This window comes from Archangium sp. (genome assembly GCF_036277355.1).
GTDB lineage: Bacteria > Myxococcota > Myxococcia > Myxococcales > Myxococcaceae > Archangium.
The window spans coordinates 1-18,929 of the sequence record NZ_DASUNC010000129.1; the positions used below are offsets into that span (position 1 = coordinate 1).

Below are 18,929 nucleotides of genomic sequence, written 5' to 3' on the forward strand. Positions count from 1 at the left end.
TGTCTCATTCATGCCTCGAGCTCTCGCGGGGACTCGCGTCCCATGGCCATCGCTCGGCTCCACACGCCCTTGAACCCCAAGTCCTCCCCATGCGCACGGCTTCGGGTCCGCGCTCCTGCCCACTCGACGTACCGAAGACCCTGATTTCTTCGCGTTCACGGACTCTATCGAACTGATTGAGAATACTCTCCGAGTTCGCTTCGATGCGTTCCCAGCCGAATATCTTGATAAAATATCAAAGTACGGAAACAATCTCCCGGATATTCAGCGAAATATACCCACTGCAATCATAGAATTGGAAGCACCCATAGAGGCTCCCAATTCGGAATCCCGCCTGTTCCCTGGACTACAGGGACGGCGCTTGCAGGAAGACCGCTGGTATAGACTAACAATCGGGCCAAAAGGTATTCCAGCGTATCGTTTCCGGGCACCACTGTACAACGATGCAGTTCCGGCTCCCGTCAAAGACATAGAGCACATCGATCATCGAAGCAAGCTGGCACATACGTTGATATTGGCCACAAGCCTTGATGACATTCCCGAGGCCGATCCAGACGAACTGACCGGTCGTCTAATGATGCACAGCACAGACCTTTCATGGGTTGCCGCATACAATGTCGGCCAGGGAAACTGCAACGCAATCTGCAATTCTCACGGGCAACCCATCATTTATTATGACTTCGGTGGAGGGTGCCTCCAAAACACCCCCACTTATCCAAACAACATTGGGTTCTGCTTCTCACAGAACCCAGTCATCATTCTTTCCCATTGGGACATGGATCACTGGATCTCCGCGAACAGGCACAACGAAGCCCAGGGTCTAAACTGGATTGCCCCACGCCAAAGAATGGGCATGAGTCACACTCAATTCGCTCGCCAACTTGGCAACAACCTTCACTTTTGGCCTAGCGCCCTAACACACGTCTCAACAGGACATCTTGACCTAGTCCACTGCAAAGGCAGCACCCGAAACGACTCGGGGCTAGCCTTGATAGTGCATCTTGGGGATAACACAGCACAGCGTTCCATCCTCCTATGCGGTGATGCAAATTACCGAAGAATCCCCCGCGTCCCATCACAACTCGTAGGAGTAGTTGCCAGCCATCATGGCGGGCACCAAAACGCGCTCCGACCACCTCGAGCCCAACCAAATCACAGCATCGTATATTCACACGGGCGAGGAAACAGTTACCACCACCCAAACAGCCGTGCAATCACTGCTCACGCAAGCGCTGGCTGGGTCTATACGCTCTATACCCCAAACGGGCATGCACTCGTTGGCAGCCCCCAAGCAACTCCTCCCAACTTACCGTGCTTCGGATCACACTGCACACTCCAACCACAACAATCTTAATCAGAATCCAAAGCACGAACCACTACACATAAAGACAGGCCGTACTCCTCCAGGTATTCCGTAGGGAGGTAGAACGCAATCGAACTCGTCGCCTCCGGACCGGGAGGGAAATGGGGGTGGTCGAACTGCCGACCGTGGTAGCGAACCTCATGGCCAGCAACCTCTTCCGCGCTTTCCGCCAAGCAAATGGTGCCGCCCACACGCTCAAGCACCTTCCGCCGGTTGAACTCCCAACCGTTGTCATCAAGTTCCTGCCATTCGCCCTCATCGTCGGCATACCAGCCGAGATCTTGTGGCCCTACCGCGTGGCGGTAGACCTCCACAGCACGCCACACGGCCTGAACAATCTCCTCGTGGGAGCACCGCATGTAGAAGGCGATACTGATGCACTCGGGGAGGAACAGAGAGCGTTCACCATCCTTGAAGAGCTGGTAGCGACGGATGCGAGGAGAGTGTTCACTCATCGCTGGACTCCAAGCTGGGGAGCGGGTCATCTCTCCTCCAAATGACTCCTTGCACAGCCGACGAATGGGGTAATGCCCACCAAACTCCGGCCGACAGCCAGACAGTCTCTCAAGTGCTCATTAACGAATGTGATACTCAAGCGCACTGAGCGAGCAGGATCTAAATCCAAGACAACCCCTATTTCGCAAAAACCGACAGAGTTCTGTCAGATTCTTGTCCTCAGTGACAAAGAAGTCAGCATAAGCAGCCGAGGATGCAATCATCATGTCCATGTGATGATTTGGGTGATACTTAAGCCTACGCAGTAGTGGATGTTGGCTGATGAGATCGGCAGGAACACTACTCCCGAGAATCAACACTTGAGCCATTGCCAAGTACGCACGCAGCGATTTGTAACGCTCAGTTCTTCTCAGAACCCAGACACATTCAGTAGGAGGCAACCCCATCGACTGCGTCAGGACACCCATCAACACAGTAGTATCAATATGTTCTGGACCAAAGTTCAGAAGCGACTCACCCAGTTCCCGGGCAGACCACTTCTTAGCGCGGTACTTCTGCATCCCTTCCTCGATTGCTCCTTTCCAGACATCGCGAGTCTCTGCTTTGTATTCACCAACTCTTGTTGACGCTTTTTTCAAGACAGAAAGAGCACTCCCTCCTGCCTTTATCACAGCAAGCTCACGAGCAATTTCTTTACGCTCCTGAATATTCAGCAATGGCGTCGAGGCAATTCGACCCTTAGCCTCTAACATGCAGATCACATTGCCTAGTTCCGCAACGTCAATTGCGGATCCAAGGCTGGCAAAGAGACGCTCAAGCCGCAGTGCCTTCTGGACGAGTTTCTCTCCGGAAACACCAGCAAATGCCTCATCAAGCGCTTCTCGGGCAATTAGAAAGCGCATCTTACTGCGACGTACCAATCCTGTGAATGCAGCTACCGCCTTGTCATTATCAATCGCCGCACTGAGGGATGAAGTATCTAGGAGCGCATCCATGGATATGCCCTACGAACGAATTCAAATGTAGCCCACCACAGAAGAAAACCCTGAAGTGAGCCAATCTAAACAGCCCACTTCAGGGTGTGGTTGCGACAAGTTGAATGATGTTCAAATTTGATGGCAGCACATCAAACAGGATTGGAGCAGCGGCAGGTGCACCGCCGCATCCAATTCACCCGCCGATGGGGGTGCTGGCCATCAGGCTCCGGCCGATGGACAGGATGCCGCCGATGATGAGCAGCAGCGCCCCGCCCACGCCGATGAGCGGCAGCAGGTAGCCGGGGTTGGGGCGCTTGCGGTTGATCACCAGCAGCGCGTGCGCGAGGCCCGCCGCCGCCAGCATCATCACCAGGTGGCCCCAGAACGCCGGGTAGAACTGCCAACCCGAACCCGGCAGCACGCCCAGCAGGATGATCCCCAGGAGGATCTGCGTGTCGAGGAGGCCAGCGAAGCTGGAGCCGATGATGCGCACGGACTTGTCCACGGGCCGCTTCGTGATGAGCCCGAAGGCGAAGTACGCGACGGCGATCAGCCCCATCAGCAGCACGAGGTAGCGCAGCCCGGAGTGGGCGTAATAGAGCATTTTCATGGCCGCGCTTCCTAGCGCCCCCCAGGCCGGGAGGCGAGCCTTTACGTCGGATCCGGCTTCGGGGTGCTCCTCGAGCTCGGCGGCAACGTGGGCGGCGCGAGCACCTCGGGCCCGGGCAGCTCGCCCGTCAGGCTCTTCAAGAAGGCCACGATGTCGTCCACCTCGGCGTCACTGAAGGTCATGCCCAGCTGGTGCCTGGCCATCAGCCGCACCGCCTGGGGCAGCTCCTTCACCGAGCCATCGTGGAACCAGGGGCCCGTCTTCTCCACGTTGCGCAGCGTGGGCACGCGGAACTTGTGCAGATCCTCCTCGTTCTTCGTCACCTCGAAGCGGCCCTTGTCCCCGGTGGGGTACTCCTCGATGAGGCCCAGCTTCTGGAAGGAGGTGCCGCCCACCGACGGGCCGTTGTGGCACGTGGTGCAGCCCGAGGCGGCGAACAGCTCCAGCCCGCGCCGCTCCTGCTCGGTGAGGGCGCTCTCGTCCCCCGCGAGGAACTTGTCGAAGCGCGACGTGGTGAGGAGCTTGCGCTCGAAGGCGGCGATGGCCCGCGCGGCGTTCATCACGCTCACCGGCTTCCTCTGGCCGGGGAAGGCCTCCTTGAAGCCCTTCACGTACTGCGGAATGGAGTTGAGCGTGGCCAGCACGCGCTTCTCGTCCGGCATGGCCATCTCCACCGGGTTCATCATCGGCCCCGCGGCCTGCTCCTCGAGCGTCGCGGCGCGGCCATCCCAGAACTGCGCGATGTGGCCCGCGGCGTGGAACACGGTGGGCGCGTTGCGCGTGCCCTTCTGGCCCTTGTGCCCCTCGGAGGTGGGCTTGCCGTCCACGCCGAAGGTGGCCAGGTCATGGCAGCTGTTGCACGAGATGTCGTGGTTCTTCGACAGGCGGTTCTCGAAGAAGAGCAGGCGCCCCAGGGCGATCTGTGACGCGGTGTCCCGCGGCGTCTCGGCCTTCACGGCGGCGGACGGGCGGAAGAAGGAGACGAGCTTCTCGTGGCTCATCTTCGGCTTCGGCGGCTCCGCGGGTACCGGCGCGGGCTCTGGCGCGGGCGCCGGGGCCGCCGCGGCGGTGGTGGGCTTGGACTCGGGCGGAGGGGACTCCTTGCTGCACGAGGAAGAGAAGGCGCCCAGGGATACCAATCCGACGCCGAGCAAGAGCCGATTCCGCATCATCACCAACAACCTCCCAGGAGGAGCATGACCGAGCCATTCCTACCATCACCCGGCCCCCCTTGGGGATGACCCCCCGCGCTCACCGACATCGTCAGCAGGGGCCTCCTCCCGCCCGCCAGCCCTCCCCCGCTCCCCTGCTCGGTGGGCGCCCCGCCATCGCGCTGGAAGAAGAGCCGATCCACCGCCCAGGACAGGCCCAGCCCGGTGGCCGTCCCCAGCACGTCCCACGTCAGGTCCTTGAAGGAGAAGAAGCTGCCGCGCCCCGCGTCGTAGAGTTCCTTCGCCACCCCCGCGCCGAGCGCCACGCCCGCGCCGGTGAGCCACCGCGCCTCGGGGGCCTCGAAGAGCAGCGCGCCCCCGGCATACCCCGCGCCGGCCAGGCCCACGCTGACGCCGTAGTGCAGCGCCTTGTCCTGCCCGAACCAGTCGTCCAGGGCGGGAATCTCGGGCTCCTCGCCCCGGGCGGAGAGGGGGACGAGCAACGACAGACACAACACGGCCAGGAGGGTTTCACGGGCGGTCATAGGACGTGCCATGACACCACCCCGGAGGGCCCCGCGTCAGCGCCCGGCGTCCGATTTCGAGACGCGCGGCCCGCTTGCACGTATGCTCACGATCCGTGACCCGTCCCGGTACCTCCCTCTTCGACCTCCGCAAGCCCTCGTCCCGTCATCCCGGACTCGACGGCGCACGAGGTTTGGCCGTGGTGGCGATGGTGTTGGGGCACACGCTGGACGCGCTGCTCGCGCCGGAGATGCGCGCCAACGCGTGGGTGCAGCGGTACTGGGAGCTGCGCGGCATCACCGCGCCCCTCTTCCTGCTGGTGGCCGGCTTCGCGGTGGTGGCGGCGCTCGGCACCTCGCAGGAGAGCGCGGGCCAGTCCTTCGGCCGCCGGGCGCGGCGCGCGCTGCTGCTGCTCTTCCTCGGCTACCTGGTGCACTGGCCGGGCTGGGACACCGTGCATGCGCTCGGCTGGGGCGAGCCGGTGCGCTCGCTCGTCTTCACCTTCGACGCCCTGCAGAGCATCGCGGTGAGCCTGCTGGTGGGCGCGGCGGTGCTGGTGCTGGCGCGCGGCACCTGGACGCGGGCCGTGGTGCTCGCCGTGCTCGCCGTGGGCATCCCCCTGGCGAGCACCTGGATGTGGAGCGCCGCCACGGGCTGGCCCGTGGAGCTGCGCCAGGCGGTGGGCATGCCGGGCGCGCGCTTCCCCCTCTTCCCCTGGGCGGGCTTCTTCTTCGCCGGGGCGCTCGCGGCCCACCTGCTGCGCCTGCTGCGGCCCGGCTGGCCCCAGGGCCTCGCCCTGCTGGCGCTCGGCGGGGGCCTGCTGCTGCTGACGCGCCGGCTGCCCTCGGACTGGAGCCCCACCAGCGCCTGGCTCGTGGGCTTCCGCGTGGGCCAGGGTCTGCTGGTGCTGGGCGCCATCAACCTGGTGCCCCGCTTCCTCTCCGGGCTGCTGGCCCCCCTGGGCCGCTCCTCCCTCTGGCTCTACGTGCTGCACCTGCCGGTGGTGTACGGCTGGGCGGGGACGGCGGGCCTCGCCGGACGCGTGGGCCCCACCCTCGGCCTGCTGCCCGCCCTGGGCGTGGGCCTCGGGCTGCTCGCGGTGTGCTTCGCCATCGCCCGCCTCTGGCAGGTGGTGCGCGGCGAGCAGCGCTCCGCCTCCGACTCCACGACGTGGCGCGCCCGCCCCGTCCCCATGAGCAACACCGGCCTCCGCTCCGGCCAGCGCATCTGACAGGGGATTTACTTCCACCCGGAGCACGGGTACATGCCGTACCGCTTCACTCCCAGGCAGTCCAAGCGAGGAAACATGCACCTGTTGCGCAAGCTGTCCGCCGTTGCCGTCCTCTGCGTTGCCACCACGGGCCTCTCCGGTTGCGCGGGCATCGCCTTCCCTGGCGCCATCGGCTTCTCCAGCCTGTACACCAACACCACTGGTAACAACTTCGTGAACGAGCAGACCAAGCTGGGCTCCAAGTCCGGCGAGGGCTGTGTGACGTCCATCCTCGGCCTCATCACCACCGGCGACGCCGGCGTGCACGAGACGGCCCGCAAGGCCAACATCAACCGCGTCACCCACATCGACTACCGCTTCGAGAACATCCTCGGCTTCTACGCCAAGTACTGCGCCATCGTTTACGGCGAGTAGCAATTCCCCGGTGCCGCGTCCCCGCCCACGAGGCCGAGGGACGCGGCGTCCCGCCCGGCCGAGGGTCCTTGCCCCGGGGCGTCATGCCGCACCGCGTTTCCCCCAGGCCCCGAGGCTGCTACCTTTCATGGGCTTCCGGCCCACTCCCCCACCCGGACCCGAAGGGGTCCTGGCCGTGGAGCTCAGTGAGAGAGCAGACCCCATGAAACTCAAGACCTTCGTTCGACCCCTCCTCCTGGTCGCCGCGACCGCGGGCGCCGCTGCCTTCGCGCAGGCGGCCAGGCCGGCCGCTCCGGCCGCTCCGGCCGCTCCCGCAGCCACCCAGAAGGCCGTCATCGACCGCGCCCTGCTCACCGTCTTCAAGGCGCTGCCGGCCCGTTTCGAGGACCCCAAGAACCCCATCACCCCGGAGAAGGTGGAGCTGGGGCGCATGCTGTACTTCGAGAACCGCCTCTCGAAGAACCATGACGTGTCCTGCAACAGCTGCCACGACCTGAACAAGTACGGCGTGGATGGCAAGCCCTTCTCGCCGGGCCACAAGAAGCAGCTGGGCGGCCGCAACTCGCCCACCGTGTACAACGCCGGTGGCCACGTCCTGCAGTTCTGGGATGGCCGCGCCCCCAACCTCGAGGAGCAGGCCAAGGGCCCCATCCTCAACCCCGTCGAGATGGCCATGCCCAGCGAGGCGCGCGTCATCGAGACGCTCAAGTCCATCCCCGGCTACGTGACGGCCTTCCAGAAGGCCTTCCCGGGCGAGGCCGACCCGGTGACGTACAACAACGTGGGCCTGGCCATCGGCGCCTTCGAGCGCCAGCTCGTCACGCCCTCGCGCTTCGACAAGTACCTGGCCGGTGACGAGACCGCCCTCAACGACGCGGAGAAGATGGGCCTGAAGAAGTACCTGGAGCAGGGCTGCCAGACCTGCCACAACGGCCCCGCCATCGGCGGCTCGCTGCAGAAGCTGGGCCTGGTGATGCCCTACCCGTCCAAGGACCAGGGCCGCTTCGATCTCACGAAGAAGGAGTCGGACCGGATGATCTTCCGCGTCCCCACCCTGCGCAACGTGACCAAGACGGCGCCCTACTTCCACGACGGCTCGGTGAAGGACCTGCAGACGGCCGTGAAGCTCATGGCCCAGCACCAGTTCGGCAAGCAGATCAGCGACGAGGACACGAAGCACATCGTGACGTTCCTCGACTCGCTCACCGGCGAGCTGCCCAAGAGCTACATCGCCAAACCGAAGCTGCCGGCCAGCGGCCCGAAGACGCCGAAGCCGGATCCGTCGTAATCCCGTGAAGCACCCGCCCGGCGGGGGTGGCTACGACGCCATCCGCTGCCGGGACGGAGGCTCGGTGGCCCGGCCGCGCTCGTCGAGGGCCCGGACCACCGCCTCCAGGGCCACGATGCGCCGCCCGGCGCGCCCCGGAGCCCACTGCTCGGGAAGCCGCGAGCCCAACAGCTCCGCCCCGTGCTCCACCCCCCCAGGCTTGCTCTTGAGCGCCCGCGCGCACGCGAGCCGCACGTTGAGCGCCTCGGGCACGGGGAAGCCGTCGCGGCGCAGCAGCTCCAACGCGAACGTCGTCCACACCGCGAGCTTGTCGCCCGGGCGCAGGAAGGCCTGGAAGCGCGCGAGTCCCGACTCCAGCGGCTCGCCCGCCCGGAGCGTCTCCTCCGGCAATTCCACGTGCAGACACGTGCTGCGCGCCAGCGGCTGGCGCGGGGCGAGCACGGCATGGAAGCGCTCTCCCGTGGCCGGGCGCAGGGCCACGAGGTGCACCAGCTCCGAGGGCAGGGCCTGCTCCGCGGGGTGGGCGTTGGCCTCGGCGTAGAGCAGCACGAGGTGCTCGAAGTTCTCCGCGAGGGTGCGCAGCTCCAGCGGCGGCTGCCACGCGGACTTGTAGAGGCGCCGGCGAGGCGGCTCCGTCCGGCTGTCCTGGCGGTCCAGCTGCGTGTCCACCATGAACTCGAAGGGGTTGAGCAGGGTGTCGAAGCGCTCCTGGTGGCCCTCGAGGGCGCCCAGCACCTCCACCACGGCCTCGATGGTGGAGACGCAGTGCTCGGCCGGCTCGGCGCGGATGCGGTAGTTGCTCGGGCGGCGCGGGACGAAGCCGATGCGCGGCAGGCCAGCCAGGAGCGGGTTCGTCTTCACCAGCTTGCGCGCCAGGGGCCAGGTGCCGTCCACGACGATGAGCGTCTCGGGAGGGTGGAGGCGCGCCTCCTCGAGGGGGATGGCCTCCTCGCCCGGGAAGAGGACGGCGACGCGCTCGGGGTGGGCGGCGAGCGCCTCGAGCCGGGCATGGCCGGAGAAGTCCACGCCCACGTGGAGCTCGGAGTTGGGAAGGGACAGGTGCGCCATGCGGGCCGTGCCGATGGCCACCCGCCGCTCACGGGGGTGCTGCAGGAAGACGACGCGCGTGCGCGAGTCCACCTGGGGCACGCGCGCGCAATAGCACGTGGACTGGGGACGCAGGCAGCGGAGACAGAGGGAGCGCACCCCGCCGCTTTAACGGGACCCCGGGGGGGCCGGCAAGGACTGGCGGCGAGAAGGTGGGCCCGGGAGGCCCGGTGTGCCCGGCTGCCTGGAGGGGGACGGGGGAGATGGGGGCTCGGTCAGTCCAGGAAGCGGCGCTCCCAGCGGAGCATGTCCTCGGTGGCCGGGTAGAAGTCATCCATGTCACTGCGATACAGATAGGGCGCGAGGATCCGGGCGAGCGCGCGGTGCAGGGGAAGTGTCTGGCCCGCCTCCACGTCCCCGACCTCTGGTTGCGCTCCCAGGGTGATGAGCACCCGGTCTCCGCGCATCTCCTGGAGGGTGATTCCCGGGAGTCCCAGGTGCGCGCGCAGACCGGGCACGCCGCCGAGCTTCCCGAGCACGGGCTCCCCGAGGAAGTTCATCCAGTGCACCCCATCCACCCAGGTATTCATGCGAAGGCTCGCCCTGCTCGAGGCGAGGTGCACTCCCGGATAGCGCGGTTGGATGAGCGGGAGGGCCTCGCCAAAATGCCAGCCGTCCGAACACAGGACGAAGTCCACATACCCCGAGTTGAAGGGGAGTTCCGCAGCCAGTTCGAGGGCCAGGGCTCGGACCCGGTCCGCGCCCCGTTCCACCAGGAACGCCGTGGGTAGCCGCACATACAGGACGCTCACACCGTCCTTTTGCTCTGGCCAGGGAGAGGGCCAGACATCCAACCCTCTATAGTGCACACGCAGATCATCCACTTCCGTGGATTGGCCATCCAACACCAGATAGGCCGACATGTCTGGCTCCGGCTTCAATGTTCGCATGCGAAGCCTTTCCCATCCGGAGTCGTCGAGTGGATCGAGTTGTCCCTCACCCGCATCATACCAGGCGAGTTGGTGGGGATGTATCCATTCACGAATGATTTGGAGAGCCCGCAGGACGGCGGGAGCGATTCGCTCGTTGGGGTGCTGCATGTAGAAGGTCATGAGCAAGGCACCGCTCGCGACCAACCGGCCGTGCTCGGAGTAGTGCCGCAATCTCGGGTATCGCATGGACAGTGTTTCTCCTAATCCTCTCGTACGACTCCCTGCCGTGGAGAGACCAGCCGTGGCTTTACTCGAGTTGCACGCATATAGACCCCACCCTGCATCTCATCATCCCAACGCCCCCCCTTGTACCTCTCCCATCGTGCGTTGTTGGTCTCGGGACAAGGAAACTTGAGATCGTACACCTGGACGATGAAGCCCTTCTCGTCCATGAGGACGATATCCGGCTCGATGGTGCCCAACAGTCCCTTCCAGCCATGCTTCAACACAATCTGCTTCACCTGCTCTTCATTCAAGAATTTCCACGTCCCAGTCCACTCTTCGAGTTGAAAGCGAGGATGGAGCAGGTAGCGCTTGGGTAGCAGCTTGTCCAACGCCTCGCGCAGGCACGGCCAGGACTCCTCGTGCTTGAAGAGCCCCAGGTACGCGGCCCACGTCGTCTTCTCGCCCACCTTCACCTGCTGGCAGATTTCCCAGCTCGGGCTCCGGCCGTTGAAGTGGTAGTCGTTGACCTTCTGGTCCGCCCGTCGCACACACTGCTCGATGGCCCGCTCCACCTTCGCGAGCAGGTCCGTGGCCAGGGCCACGCCCCTGCGCTCGGCTGAGTTGATCTGGGGCATCATCGCCCCTGTCATGGCCACCACCGTGGCGCCAGCGGTGATCTTCATGGCGGTGGAGACGGAGCGCTGTGCCGTCTCGGCCACCTGCGCCATTTCGGATGACCCGGTGCACTGTTCCCACTGGCCGGGGTTCTTCTTGAGGCAGCACTCGGGCGTCAGATCCCGTGGACCGCACTCCCCCACCACCTCCACCGAGTCCAGTTCCGAAAGGCATCCCGCCTTGTGGACGGCCAGGAGGACCAGACCCGAGAGAAGCCTGCTCTTCGCGCGAAGGAGCATGAAACCCATGGTAGCTTGAAGCGACACCATGAGCACATCGACCGGGGACGGACAGGAGCGTCCAGAGCTTGGGACGCCTCCGCAGGAGGCTGGCGCGGGAACACGACGATGGCCTCGCCGCCGATTGCTCCGCTGGGCCCTGGGACTGGTGCCCGCCGCGATGGGTGGTGGCTGGGCCACATTCCGGTGGCTCGACGAGCGCGAGCGGCGCATGCAAGAGGAGGAACTGGGGCCGGAGGACGGGTGGGAAGTCGAGGGAGGGCGCGTCCTGAAAGGGGGACCCGAGAAACACAGCAAGAGCCCGGAAGCCCGCGCCGCGGAGCTGGCCCAGGAGGCCGCCTGGTATTCTTTCGCGGGCCACCCGAGCGCCAGCATCACCGCGAACCTAGCACTCGAGGTGTATCCGTCCTCCGCGCCAGCCCGGTTGGTGAGGGCCTGTTGGTGCATGCAGGAAAACCGGTGGGACCTGGTGCGGGAGGACCTCACGGCGCCCTCCCTCCGAGACACTCCAGAGGCACGTCTGTTGTTGGAATTCGCTGATCGCCAACCTCGCGCGGCCGATTGGCGCCATGCCTTCTTCGACTCCTGGAAGGCCCTCGGACAGCCGGATTTCCGCAAGAGCCCCCTGCTCCCCGCTCCCATCGAGTGGAATCACCTCAATTCAAACCAAATCACCTGGCTCCCGCCTGGCGAGGACTGGCTCTTCCCCATCGGGGTCCTGTCTCCAGACTCGGCGAAGGGCCGGGAATCGTGGATGCGCGAGCAGGTTCTCTCCTCCCAGTCGGTGCCCCTGCTCCTGGCCCTGCGCGAACAACTGCTCTCCCTCGAAGACGAGGCGCCACTCCGCCAGGCCTGTCTGGCCTCGGTGGAGGAGCGGCTCGGCCAGCTCGCGGGGCCCACGCCCCGTACCCTCCAGCTCGCCCTCGTCCCCTTCCTGTCGGGCACCTCGCGCTCGGCGCCCTTCGAGCGGCGGGAGTTGGAGGCACTCGAGACACTCGCCGTGCTGCGCGAGTGGAAGCAGCCCTCCAGCGAGGAGGTCTTCCGGGAGATGCGAGTGCATACGGACATGCTGCATGGCCCCGCCCACCATGCCTGGGTGCTGACGTGCATGGCCCAGGCCACGTCCCATGGCACGTGGCTCCTGCAGCGTGCCAGGGCCAGCAAGGCGCACCTGACCGAGGACGAGCTGCGATGGCTGGGACGGCTTCTGTACCAAGTGGGAGCGCGCCTGCGTGAGCAGCGCTCCCGTCTGGAGCTGGAGATGGGGCTGCGGCTCCAGATGTTCGGCTCCGAGCTGATGCAGCACGTCCCCACCCGCGAGGAGTGCATCGCCGCCTGGATTCAACTGGGCAACTGGGAGGATGCCGTGAAGAAGGCGGCCTATGACCGTTGGCCCATCGGCCCGCTGCGCGAGGAGTCCTGCGAGCACCGGGCCCGGAACGAGCTCGCGTGGATGCAAGCCTTCGCGGGCAGGGGCCAGCTGCCCTGAGCTACCGTGGCTGTCTTGCTTTGACGAGCCCCTGCTCCCGCAGGAAGGCCACGGTCTTCTCCACGCCCTCGGCGAGCGGCGTTGGCTTGAAGCCCAGCTCACGCTGGGCCTTGCTCGCATCCACGCGCACGTCCCACAGCAGGAAGGACAACTGCCCCGACGCGATGAGCGGTGTGAAGCCAAACATCCTCGCCAGGGGCGCGGAGGCCACGGCGAGCAGCTTCATCACCCCCGCGGGCAGGCTGGGCGGCACCCGGGCTCCCAATCCTTCCACCCGGAGGATCTCCCGCGCCAGCTCCGCGTTGCTCACGTGCATGTCGGCCACCAGGTAGCGCTCGCCCGGGACACCGCGCTCGGCCGCCGCGAGGTGCGCGTCCGCCACCCCGTCCACGTACGCCACCGGCATTCCCCCGGGCGGCAGGGCCGGCGCCGTCCGGTTGAGCACCTGGAGGAACAACGAGTTGAGCCCCACATGCACCGGAGACGGCCCGTACACCGCGCCTGGATTCACATACACGAGCTCGAGCCCCTCGCGCCGGAGCTCCTCCGCCTCCCGCTCCGCGGCCTGTTTCGAGCGCTCGTAGGCCGTGGGCTTCGGCGCCGTGTCCAGGTTCGTCTCCACCAGCGTGCCCCCACTCGGCGCGGCGAAGACATCCATCGTCGAGGTGTACACCACCCGCTTCACCCGCCCGGCGAGCGCGGCCCGCAGCACGTTCACCGTGCCCTGGCGGTTCACCCGGTCGAAGATGCGCTCATCCGGCTGCCACTGCTCGGGCATCCCCGCCGCGTGGAACAGCCACTCCACGTCCCGCACGGCCGCCGGCAACGAGTCCGGCGCCGTCACATCCCCACGCACCAACTCCACGCCCGCCGGGAGCACCCGCGCGGCCCGCTCCGGCTCCCTCACCAACGCGCGCACCCGGTGTCCCCGCTCCAGCAGCCGCCGGGCCATGGCGTTCCCAACGAGGCCCGTGGCCCCCGTTACCAGCACATTCATCGTCTTCCTGCCCTCTCTGGCACCACCTCCTCAGGACGAGGAGGCGCCTGTCTCGCGGTGTGACGGCGGCGCATGCCGCTCGGCCCGCTCTGCCAGGGAGCATGCGGCGCCCCGGTACGGGCGTCCACTCCCGCCCTTCCCGCGCTCATCACAGCCCCTGCTTCCCCACTCAGAACAAGAGGGGGACGCGGCCCACCGCGGCCCTCGAGAGGAACCCCTCATGCCCTTCGCCCCCGACCTGCTCTTCCACGAGACGCTGTGCGGCCCCATGGCCCTGGGCAACCGGGACGCCGGGCCCCCCGCGCGCCACGGCCGCACCACGCGCCTGTCCCTCCACGCCACCATCCGCATCGACTCCCTGGAGGACTTCCTCCTGGATCCCGAGCACGTGGCCTGGTTGGGCGGACACCTCTCCTTCCCTCCCCTCTCCAAGTACCTCCCCATCCACGAGGGCCACTTCCAGCTCTTCTCCCCCTCGGACGATCCGCTCATGCGGCTGATGCACTACGACGCCCGCTTCGAGCACGAGGAACGCACGTACTTCCTGTCCGGCACCAAGTTCCTCCGGGATGACCCGGGGCCAGACCTCTGGATGGACACGACCCGGCTGCTCACCACCCTGCACGAGGGCCACGACGAGCGCGGCCCGGTGGTGGCCGCGGGGGTGCTCTCGGTCGGCGTCCGCGAGTTGCTCAGGCTCATGGCCAGCATGCGCTCGCCCGGGAGTGGTCCCCAGGCGCTGGTGCGCTTCGGCCGGTTCTTCCTCGGCAACCTCTGGGAGTTGTACGCATGACCGCGCGCCCCGAGCACTTCGACGCCCTCATCGTCGGCTCCGGTTTCGGCGGCTCGGTGATGGCCTACCGGCTGGCCGAGGCGGGCCTGCGCGTGTGTCTGCTCGAGCGGGGCAAGGTGTACCCGCCGGGCTCCTTCCCTCGCAGCCCCCGGGAGATCCGCCATGGCTTCTGGGACCCGGGCCAGGGCCTCCACGGGCTCTTCAACATCTGGTCCTTCCGGTGGTTGGGCAGCGTGGTGGCCAGCGGGCTGGGCGGCGGCTCGCTCCTCTACGCCAACGTGCTCATCCGCAAGGACGAGCATACCTTCGTCCGGGAGGACCGGACCTCCGGCGGCTACGAGCACTGGCCCGTCACCCGCCAGGAGCTGGAGGCCCACTACGACCGGGTGGAGGCGATGCTGAAGGCGCAGCGCTTCCCCTTCGAGCACGAGCCCTACCGCTCCACGCCCAAGACACAGGCGATGCAGCAGGCCGCCGAGCGGCTGGGGTACGAGTGGTTCCTCCCGAAGCTGGGCGTGACCTTCGGCAACCCGGGGCAGCGGCCCGTCCCGGGCGAGCCCATCCTCGAGTCCTCGCCGAACCTGCACGGCCGCACGCGCCTCACCTGCCGCATGTGCGGGGAGTGCAACCTCGGCTGCAACTACGGCAGCAAGAACTCGCTGGACTACACGTACCTGTCCGCCGCGAAGCGCCTGGGCGCCGAGCTCCGCCCCCGGTGCGAGGTGAAGGTCTTCCGTCCGGACGCGGGCGGTGGCTACGCCGTCGAGTACGTGGACTACAGCGGCGTCACCGAGGGCGAGCCGCTCCCGCGCGAGCCTCGCCGGCACCTCGTCACCGCGGACCGGCTCATCCTCGCGGCCGGCACCTTCGGGACCAACCAGTTGCTGCTGCGCAACCGTCACTCCTTCCCCCGCCTCAGCCGGCAGCTCGGCCTGCGCTTCTCCGCCAACGGCGACCTGCTGGCCTTCCTCCTGGGCAGCAAGGACAGTGCTTCCGGCACCTCCCGGCCTCGGGTGCTCGATGGGAGCAACGGCCCCGTCATCACCAGCGCCATCCGCGTCCGCGACGCACTCGAAGGCGGCAACGGACGAGGCTTCTACATCCAGGACGCCGGCCACCCGGAGTGGCTCAACTGGCTGTACGAGTCGCGCAACCCCCTGCCGCTGATGTTGCGCTCGCTCAAGCTCGCCGGGCGGCTGGCCAGGGAGTGGGCACGCACCGAGCGCAGGAGCGACATCGGCGCGCAGCTCGCCGAGGCGCTCGGTCCCGGCCTGGACTCGGCCACGTCGATGGCGCTGCTCGGCATGGGCCGGGACATCCCCGATGGCAGGCTGCGGCTCACGCGCCATGGAACGCTGGACCTGGACTGGAGCCCTCGCGGCGGCTCGGCCGGGTACTTCCGGCGGCTGCGCGGAGCCATGAAGGAGATCGCCACGGCGCTCGAGGGCGAGCTGGTGCACAACCCGCTCGGGTACCTGGGCCAGGTCCTCACCGTGCACCCGCTCGGCGGCTGCGCGATGGGGCGCCACGAGTACGAGGGCGTCGTCGATGCCCACGGCGAGGTGTTCGGCTACCCCGGACTCTACGTGGCGGATGGCTCGGTGATGCCCGGGCCCGTGGGTCCCAACCCCGCGCTCACCATCGCCGCCCTCTCGGACCGCTTCGCCGAGCAGCTCCTCGCACGGCGCTCCCTCCGCCCGGGCACCCGCGAGCCATCGGGAGCCGAGGCGGCCTGAGGCGGATGAGAGGCTCCGAGGGGAAGACCCTCACCCTAGCCCTCTCCCAAAGGGAGAGGGGACATCCACGGATCCTCGGACCCATCCCTGGTTTCCGGGCGCCACCGGGACTCGTGTACGCTCCCGCCTCCGAACGCGGAGCACCGAGGGGTCGCATGCGATTGAGGAGTCTGGTGGTGGCGGTGGTGCTCTCGAGCGGCTGTCAGCAGCCCGCCCGGCCCGAGCCGACCGCCGCGCTCGAGCAGTCTCCCGGCTCTGGCGAGAACACGGACGCCCAGGCCCCTCTTCCGGAAACTCCAACCACCGCCGAGCCCATACCCGCCGAGGCACTGCCTTCTCCGGCGGAGGAGCTGCCCGAACAGAGCTGGTCGGCGCGCTCCGCCGATGGGAACGCGGAGGTCCAGCAGACCGCGTTCCGCGACGGCAAGGCCCTCCGGTGCACGAGTACCTCGACATGGTCGTCGCCGTGGGATGACCGGAAGGTCGTGTGGAAGTGGGACACCTGCATCGCGACGCGGGAGCAGCTCAAGTTCGTCTCTCCGGACGGCAAGCGGGTACTCGTGATCGATCCACTGCTCGCGTCCCTCCGGGCCGGGACGCGCTGGCAGGACGTGGAGGTGGCCACGCTCCACGAGCATGGCGTGCGCGTGAAGGGCGCGAAGGCCGGAGCCCTCCTCCATGCGCCGCTCGAGGTGCGCGAGCCCGCCCTCCGCATCCTCTGGGTGAAGGGCCTGGGGGGCTTCCCGGGAGCGCCCCCTCGCTACGCCTCCGATGGGAAGGCCGTCGAGCTCGACATGGTGGACGGAAACACGCTCCACCTCGGCTTCGACGGGGATGGCTTCCCGGCCGCGCCCGAGGACAAGCAGGCCTTCAACGCATCCACCGGTATGTACCGGTACGAGGATGAGAAGGGCACGGTCCACTTCGTGAGCTCGTCCAGCGAGGTGCCCGACGCGTACCGCTCCCGGGCCGTGCCCGTGGAGGCCCAGCTCCTCACCGTGAGGGGCCCGCTGGGTCTCGGGGAGTCCCCCGCATCCAAGCCCGGCCCGGAATCCCAGCCCCCTCCCGTGGAGAACAAGGAACCGAGTCCCGAGAAGGTCCTGGAGAGCGCCCGGCTCGCCTCTCCCGCGGAGCTCCTCCAACGGGCCCGTGACACCGTGAAGCAGGTCGAGGAGGTCCAACGCACCCGGGAGCACCTGGCGGACTCGCTGCTCTCCGGCGCCCCTGCCCCCGCGCAGCCGGCGTCCGAGGCGGGCAAGAACCCGAACCCCGCTCGTCCCCTGGAGAATGCCCGGATCCCCACGCCCGAGGAGCTCCTCGAGCGGGCCCGCGAGGCCGTGAAGAAGGTCGAGGAAGTACACCGGGTGCAGGAGACTCCGCACCCGTGAATCTGCTGCTCCTCCAGGACTCCGACTTCCTCCCCGATGGCACCGTCCAGATGACGGGCCGCCGGGCCCAACACGCCAGCGAGGTGCTCCGCGCCGAGCCCGGTGAAACGCTGCGCGTGGGCAGACTCGGTGGGCTCGTGGGCATCGGCGAGGCAGAGGCGACTGGAACCAAATTCGCGGAGGCATTTCTGCCATGAGTCTTGCGCCCAAATTATGAGAGCGCAGGCTGATTACGCCTATAGAGCCCAGCTCTCGCACCTGGATTCAAAGACCGATGCTACCTCAACGGGTCATGCCTTCGACAAAGGTCCTTACGTCCCCGCAATCAGAAAATCGTCAAATAGTCGAGTCCAAAATCATCCATCCAGGAATGTAAAAAGCTTCACTCAGCAGAATACATAGGTAACCTCTCCGCAGTTGCACGGGGGATGTTCTCCAACCTGCGGGCCGGACGTTAGGCGCCCTTTGCTTTGGGGGTTCTGGATGCGGAAGCTTGAGTCCGATTTCCTTAGGATGTGGCTCACTGAACACCGCCACTTGCCTAACGCGCCCCCAAATATCTCGGTATATTACGAGAAAGCAAACACCCGAGAAGTGGTTTGGAATGCATTATGCCTTGCTGTCGCCGATCACTTCTACGATCTTAGTCTCATCCGAAGAATCGAGAAACTGGGCGAGTATCCGAAAGCATTTGCACGAATCCGACAAGTTCTCCCCAAAACAGAGAGAATACGCTCTGGCGATCTCGCAGAGATTCTCGCATCTGAGTATGTAGATCAATTCACTGACTATACCGCTCCCGTTCGCAAGCTCCGCTACAAGGATGATCGCGAGATGGCGATGCGTGGTGACGACGTAATAGCAATTCGGAGCCTAACTCAACCTTCACCACAAGTGCTCAAGGGTGAAGCGAAAAGCCGTCAAGCACTGACACCATCCGTCGTACAAGAAGCCTGCGACGCTCTCGATCGACACCAGGGACGCCCGAATCCCTCCACTATCGCATTCATCGCACTCAGACTGGATGAAAAGAACGAAGACACCTTGGCAGCCATTTTCCATCGAATGCAAGAAGAGACGCCGTCCAGTCGAGACATAAAGCATCTTGTATTCACGCTGTCTGCCAATGATCCTCTGCACTCTCTCTCTGGGCAATCGGCTACCGGTCCATCCGACATTGCTCGCCAGATGGTAGGGATCATGGTGACTGACCATCAAGACTTCATTCGCCAAATCTACGAGTCCATATGAGGCCCATCATATTCATGACAACTGGCCCAACTCATGCATGAGAGCAGGAACCAGGGGCTCTTGTGAGCGATTTCGAGCACAGAACAGACGTCGGCCCTCCCGGGGGCGCGGGTAGCAAGCAGGACGGTTGGAAAGGGTGCGA

The 18,929-nt window shown here is 66.0% G+C and carries 18 protein-coding genes; 9 read left to right on the top strand and 9 right to left on the bottom strand.

Features of this window, described 5'->3' with window-relative positions; translation table 11 throughout:
* Positions 1–1,350 precede the first annotated feature (1,350 nt).
* The 5 genes from VFZ09_RS31235 to VFZ09_RS31255 all read right to left on the bottom strand — a co-directional run bounded on the left by VFZ09_RS31235 (position 1,351) and on the right by VFZ09_RS31255 (position 5,114).
* Entirely contained in the window at positions 1,351–1,818 is a 468-nt protein-coding gene (locus VFZ09_RS31235; protein ID WP_329731363.1) for a type VI immunity family protein, read from the bottom strand.
* 120 nt (positions 1,819–1,938) lie between these two features.
* Positions 1,939–2,814, bottom strand: a complete 876-nt coding sequence (locus tag VFZ09_RS31240; RefSeq protein ID WP_329731364.1) for a hypothetical protein — start codon at positions 2,812–2,814, stop codon at positions 1,939–1,941.
* A gap of 175 nt (positions 2,815–2,989) precedes the next feature.
* A complete protein-coding gene (locus VFZ09_RS31245; RefSeq protein ID WP_329731365.1) occupies positions 2,990–3,406 on the bottom strand; it encodes a hypothetical protein in 417 nt (138 codons plus the stop codon).
* A 41-nt stretch (positions 3,407–3,447) separates the two neighbouring features.
* Positions 3,448–4,578 (bottom strand): cytochrome-c peroxidase, encoded by a 1,131-nt coding sequence (locus tag VFZ09_RS31250; protein WP_329731366.1) that lies wholly within the window; start codon positions 4,576–4,578, stop codon positions 3,448–3,450.
* Entirely contained in the window at positions 4,578–5,114 is a 537-nt protein-coding gene (locus VFZ09_RS31255; RefSeq protein ID WP_329731367.1) for a hypothetical protein, read from the bottom strand. The genes VFZ09_RS31250 and VFZ09_RS31255 overlap by 1 nt, the downstream gene beginning before the upstream one ends.
* A 176-nt stretch (positions 5,115–5,290) precedes the next feature.
* Here VFZ09_RS31255 and VFZ09_RS31260 point away from each other — a divergent pair, with 176 nt between their 5' ends.
* From VFZ09_RS31260 to VFZ09_RS31270, 3 genes are all read left to right on the top strand, one after another.
* Positions 5,291–6,313 carry an acyltransferase family protein gene (locus VFZ09_RS31260; protein WP_329731380.1) on the top strand — a complete coding sequence of 341 codons (1,023 nt, stop codon included), beginning with the start codon at positions 5,291–5,293 and terminating at the stop codon, positions 6,311–6,313.
* A 75-nt stretch (positions 6,314–6,388) separates the two neighbouring features.
* The gene (locus VFZ09_RS31265; protein WP_329731368.1) at positions 6,389–6,727 is read left to right on the top strand and encodes a TRL-like family protein; all 339 of its coding nucleotides are present in this window, start codon (positions 6,389–6,391) and stop codon (positions 6,725–6,727) included.
* A 202-nt stretch (positions 6,728–6,929) separates the two neighbouring features.
* Entirely contained in the window at positions 6,930–8,015 is a 1,086-nt protein-coding gene (locus VFZ09_RS31270) for a cytochrome-c peroxidase (protein WP_329731369.1), read from the top strand.
* 30 nt (positions 8,016–8,045) lie between these two features.
* Here the strand turns inward: VFZ09_RS31270 and VFZ09_RS31275 are convergent, their stop codons facing one another.
* From VFZ09_RS31275 to VFZ09_RS31285, 3 genes are all read right to left on the bottom strand, one after another.
* On the bottom strand, positions 8,046–9,221 hold the full coding sequence (locus VFZ09_RS31275; RefSeq protein WP_329731370.1) for a tRNA-uridine aminocarboxypropyltransferase: 1,176 nt from the start codon (positions 9,219–9,221) through the stop codon (positions 8,046–8,048).
* A 116-nt stretch (positions 9,222–9,337) separates the two neighbouring features.
* Positions 9,338–10,240, bottom strand: coding sequence for a type VI immunity family protein (locus VFZ09_RS31280; RefSeq protein WP_329731371.1), 903 nt, complete (start codon positions 10,238–10,240; stop codon positions 9,338–9,340).
* A gap of 14 nt (positions 10,241–10,254) precedes the next feature.
* Entirely contained in the window at positions 10,255–11,142 is an 888-nt protein-coding gene (locus tag VFZ09_RS31285; protein ID WP_329731372.1) for a hypothetical protein, read from the bottom strand.
* 115 nt (positions 11,143–11,257) lie between these two features.
* Between VFZ09_RS31285 and VFZ09_RS31290 the strand changes: the two genes are divergently transcribed.
* On the top strand, positions 11,258–12,622 hold the full coding sequence (locus VFZ09_RS31290; protein ID WP_329731373.1) for a hypothetical protein: 1,365 nt from the start codon (positions 11,258–11,260) through the stop codon (positions 12,620–12,622).
* Position 12,623: 1 nt separating this feature from the next.
* Here the strand turns inward: VFZ09_RS31290 and VFZ09_RS31295 are convergent, their stop codons facing one another.
* Positions 12,624–13,619, bottom strand: coding sequence for an SDR family NAD(P)-dependent oxidoreductase (locus tag VFZ09_RS31295; protein WP_329731374.1), 996 nt, complete (start codon positions 13,617–13,619; stop codon positions 12,624–12,626).
* A 220-nt stretch (positions 13,620–13,839) separates the two neighbouring features.
* On the opposite strand from VFZ09_RS31295, the gene VFZ09_RS31300 reads away from it, so the two are divergent.
* The 5 genes from VFZ09_RS31300 to VFZ09_RS31320 all read left to right on the top strand — a co-directional run bounded on the left by VFZ09_RS31300 (position 13,840) and on the right by VFZ09_RS31320 (position 18,787).
* On the top strand, positions 13,840–14,412 hold the full coding sequence (locus tag VFZ09_RS31300; protein WP_329731375.1) for a hypothetical protein: 573 nt from the start codon (positions 13,840–13,842) through the stop codon (positions 14,410–14,412).
* Positions 14,409–16,148, top strand: coding sequence for a GMC family oxidoreductase (locus VFZ09_RS31305; protein WP_329731376.1), 1,740 nt, complete (start codon positions 14,409–14,411; stop codon positions 16,146–16,148). Before VFZ09_RS31300 ends, VFZ09_RS31305 begins: the two co-directional genes overlap by 4 nt.
* Before the next feature lie 155 nt (positions 16,149–16,303).
* Complete coding sequence (locus tag VFZ09_RS31310; RefSeq protein WP_329731377.1) at positions 16,304–17,536, top strand: hypothetical protein; 1,233 nt, start codon at positions 16,304–16,306, stop codon at positions 17,534–17,536.
* On the top strand, positions 17,533–17,733 hold the full coding sequence (locus tag VFZ09_RS31315; RefSeq protein ID WP_329731378.1) for a hypothetical protein: 201 nt from the start codon (positions 17,533–17,535) through the stop codon (positions 17,731–17,733). The genes VFZ09_RS31310 and VFZ09_RS31315 overlap by 4 nt, the downstream gene beginning before the upstream one ends.
* Positions 17,734–18,019: 286 nt before the next feature.
* Positions 18,020–18,787 carry a Hachiman antiphage defense system protein HamA gene (locus VFZ09_RS31320; protein ID WP_329731379.1) on the top strand — a complete coding sequence of 256 codons (768 nt, stop codon included), beginning with the start codon at positions 18,020–18,022 and terminating at the stop codon, positions 18,785–18,787.
* The last annotated feature ends 142 nt before the right edge of the window (positions 18,788–18,929 follow it).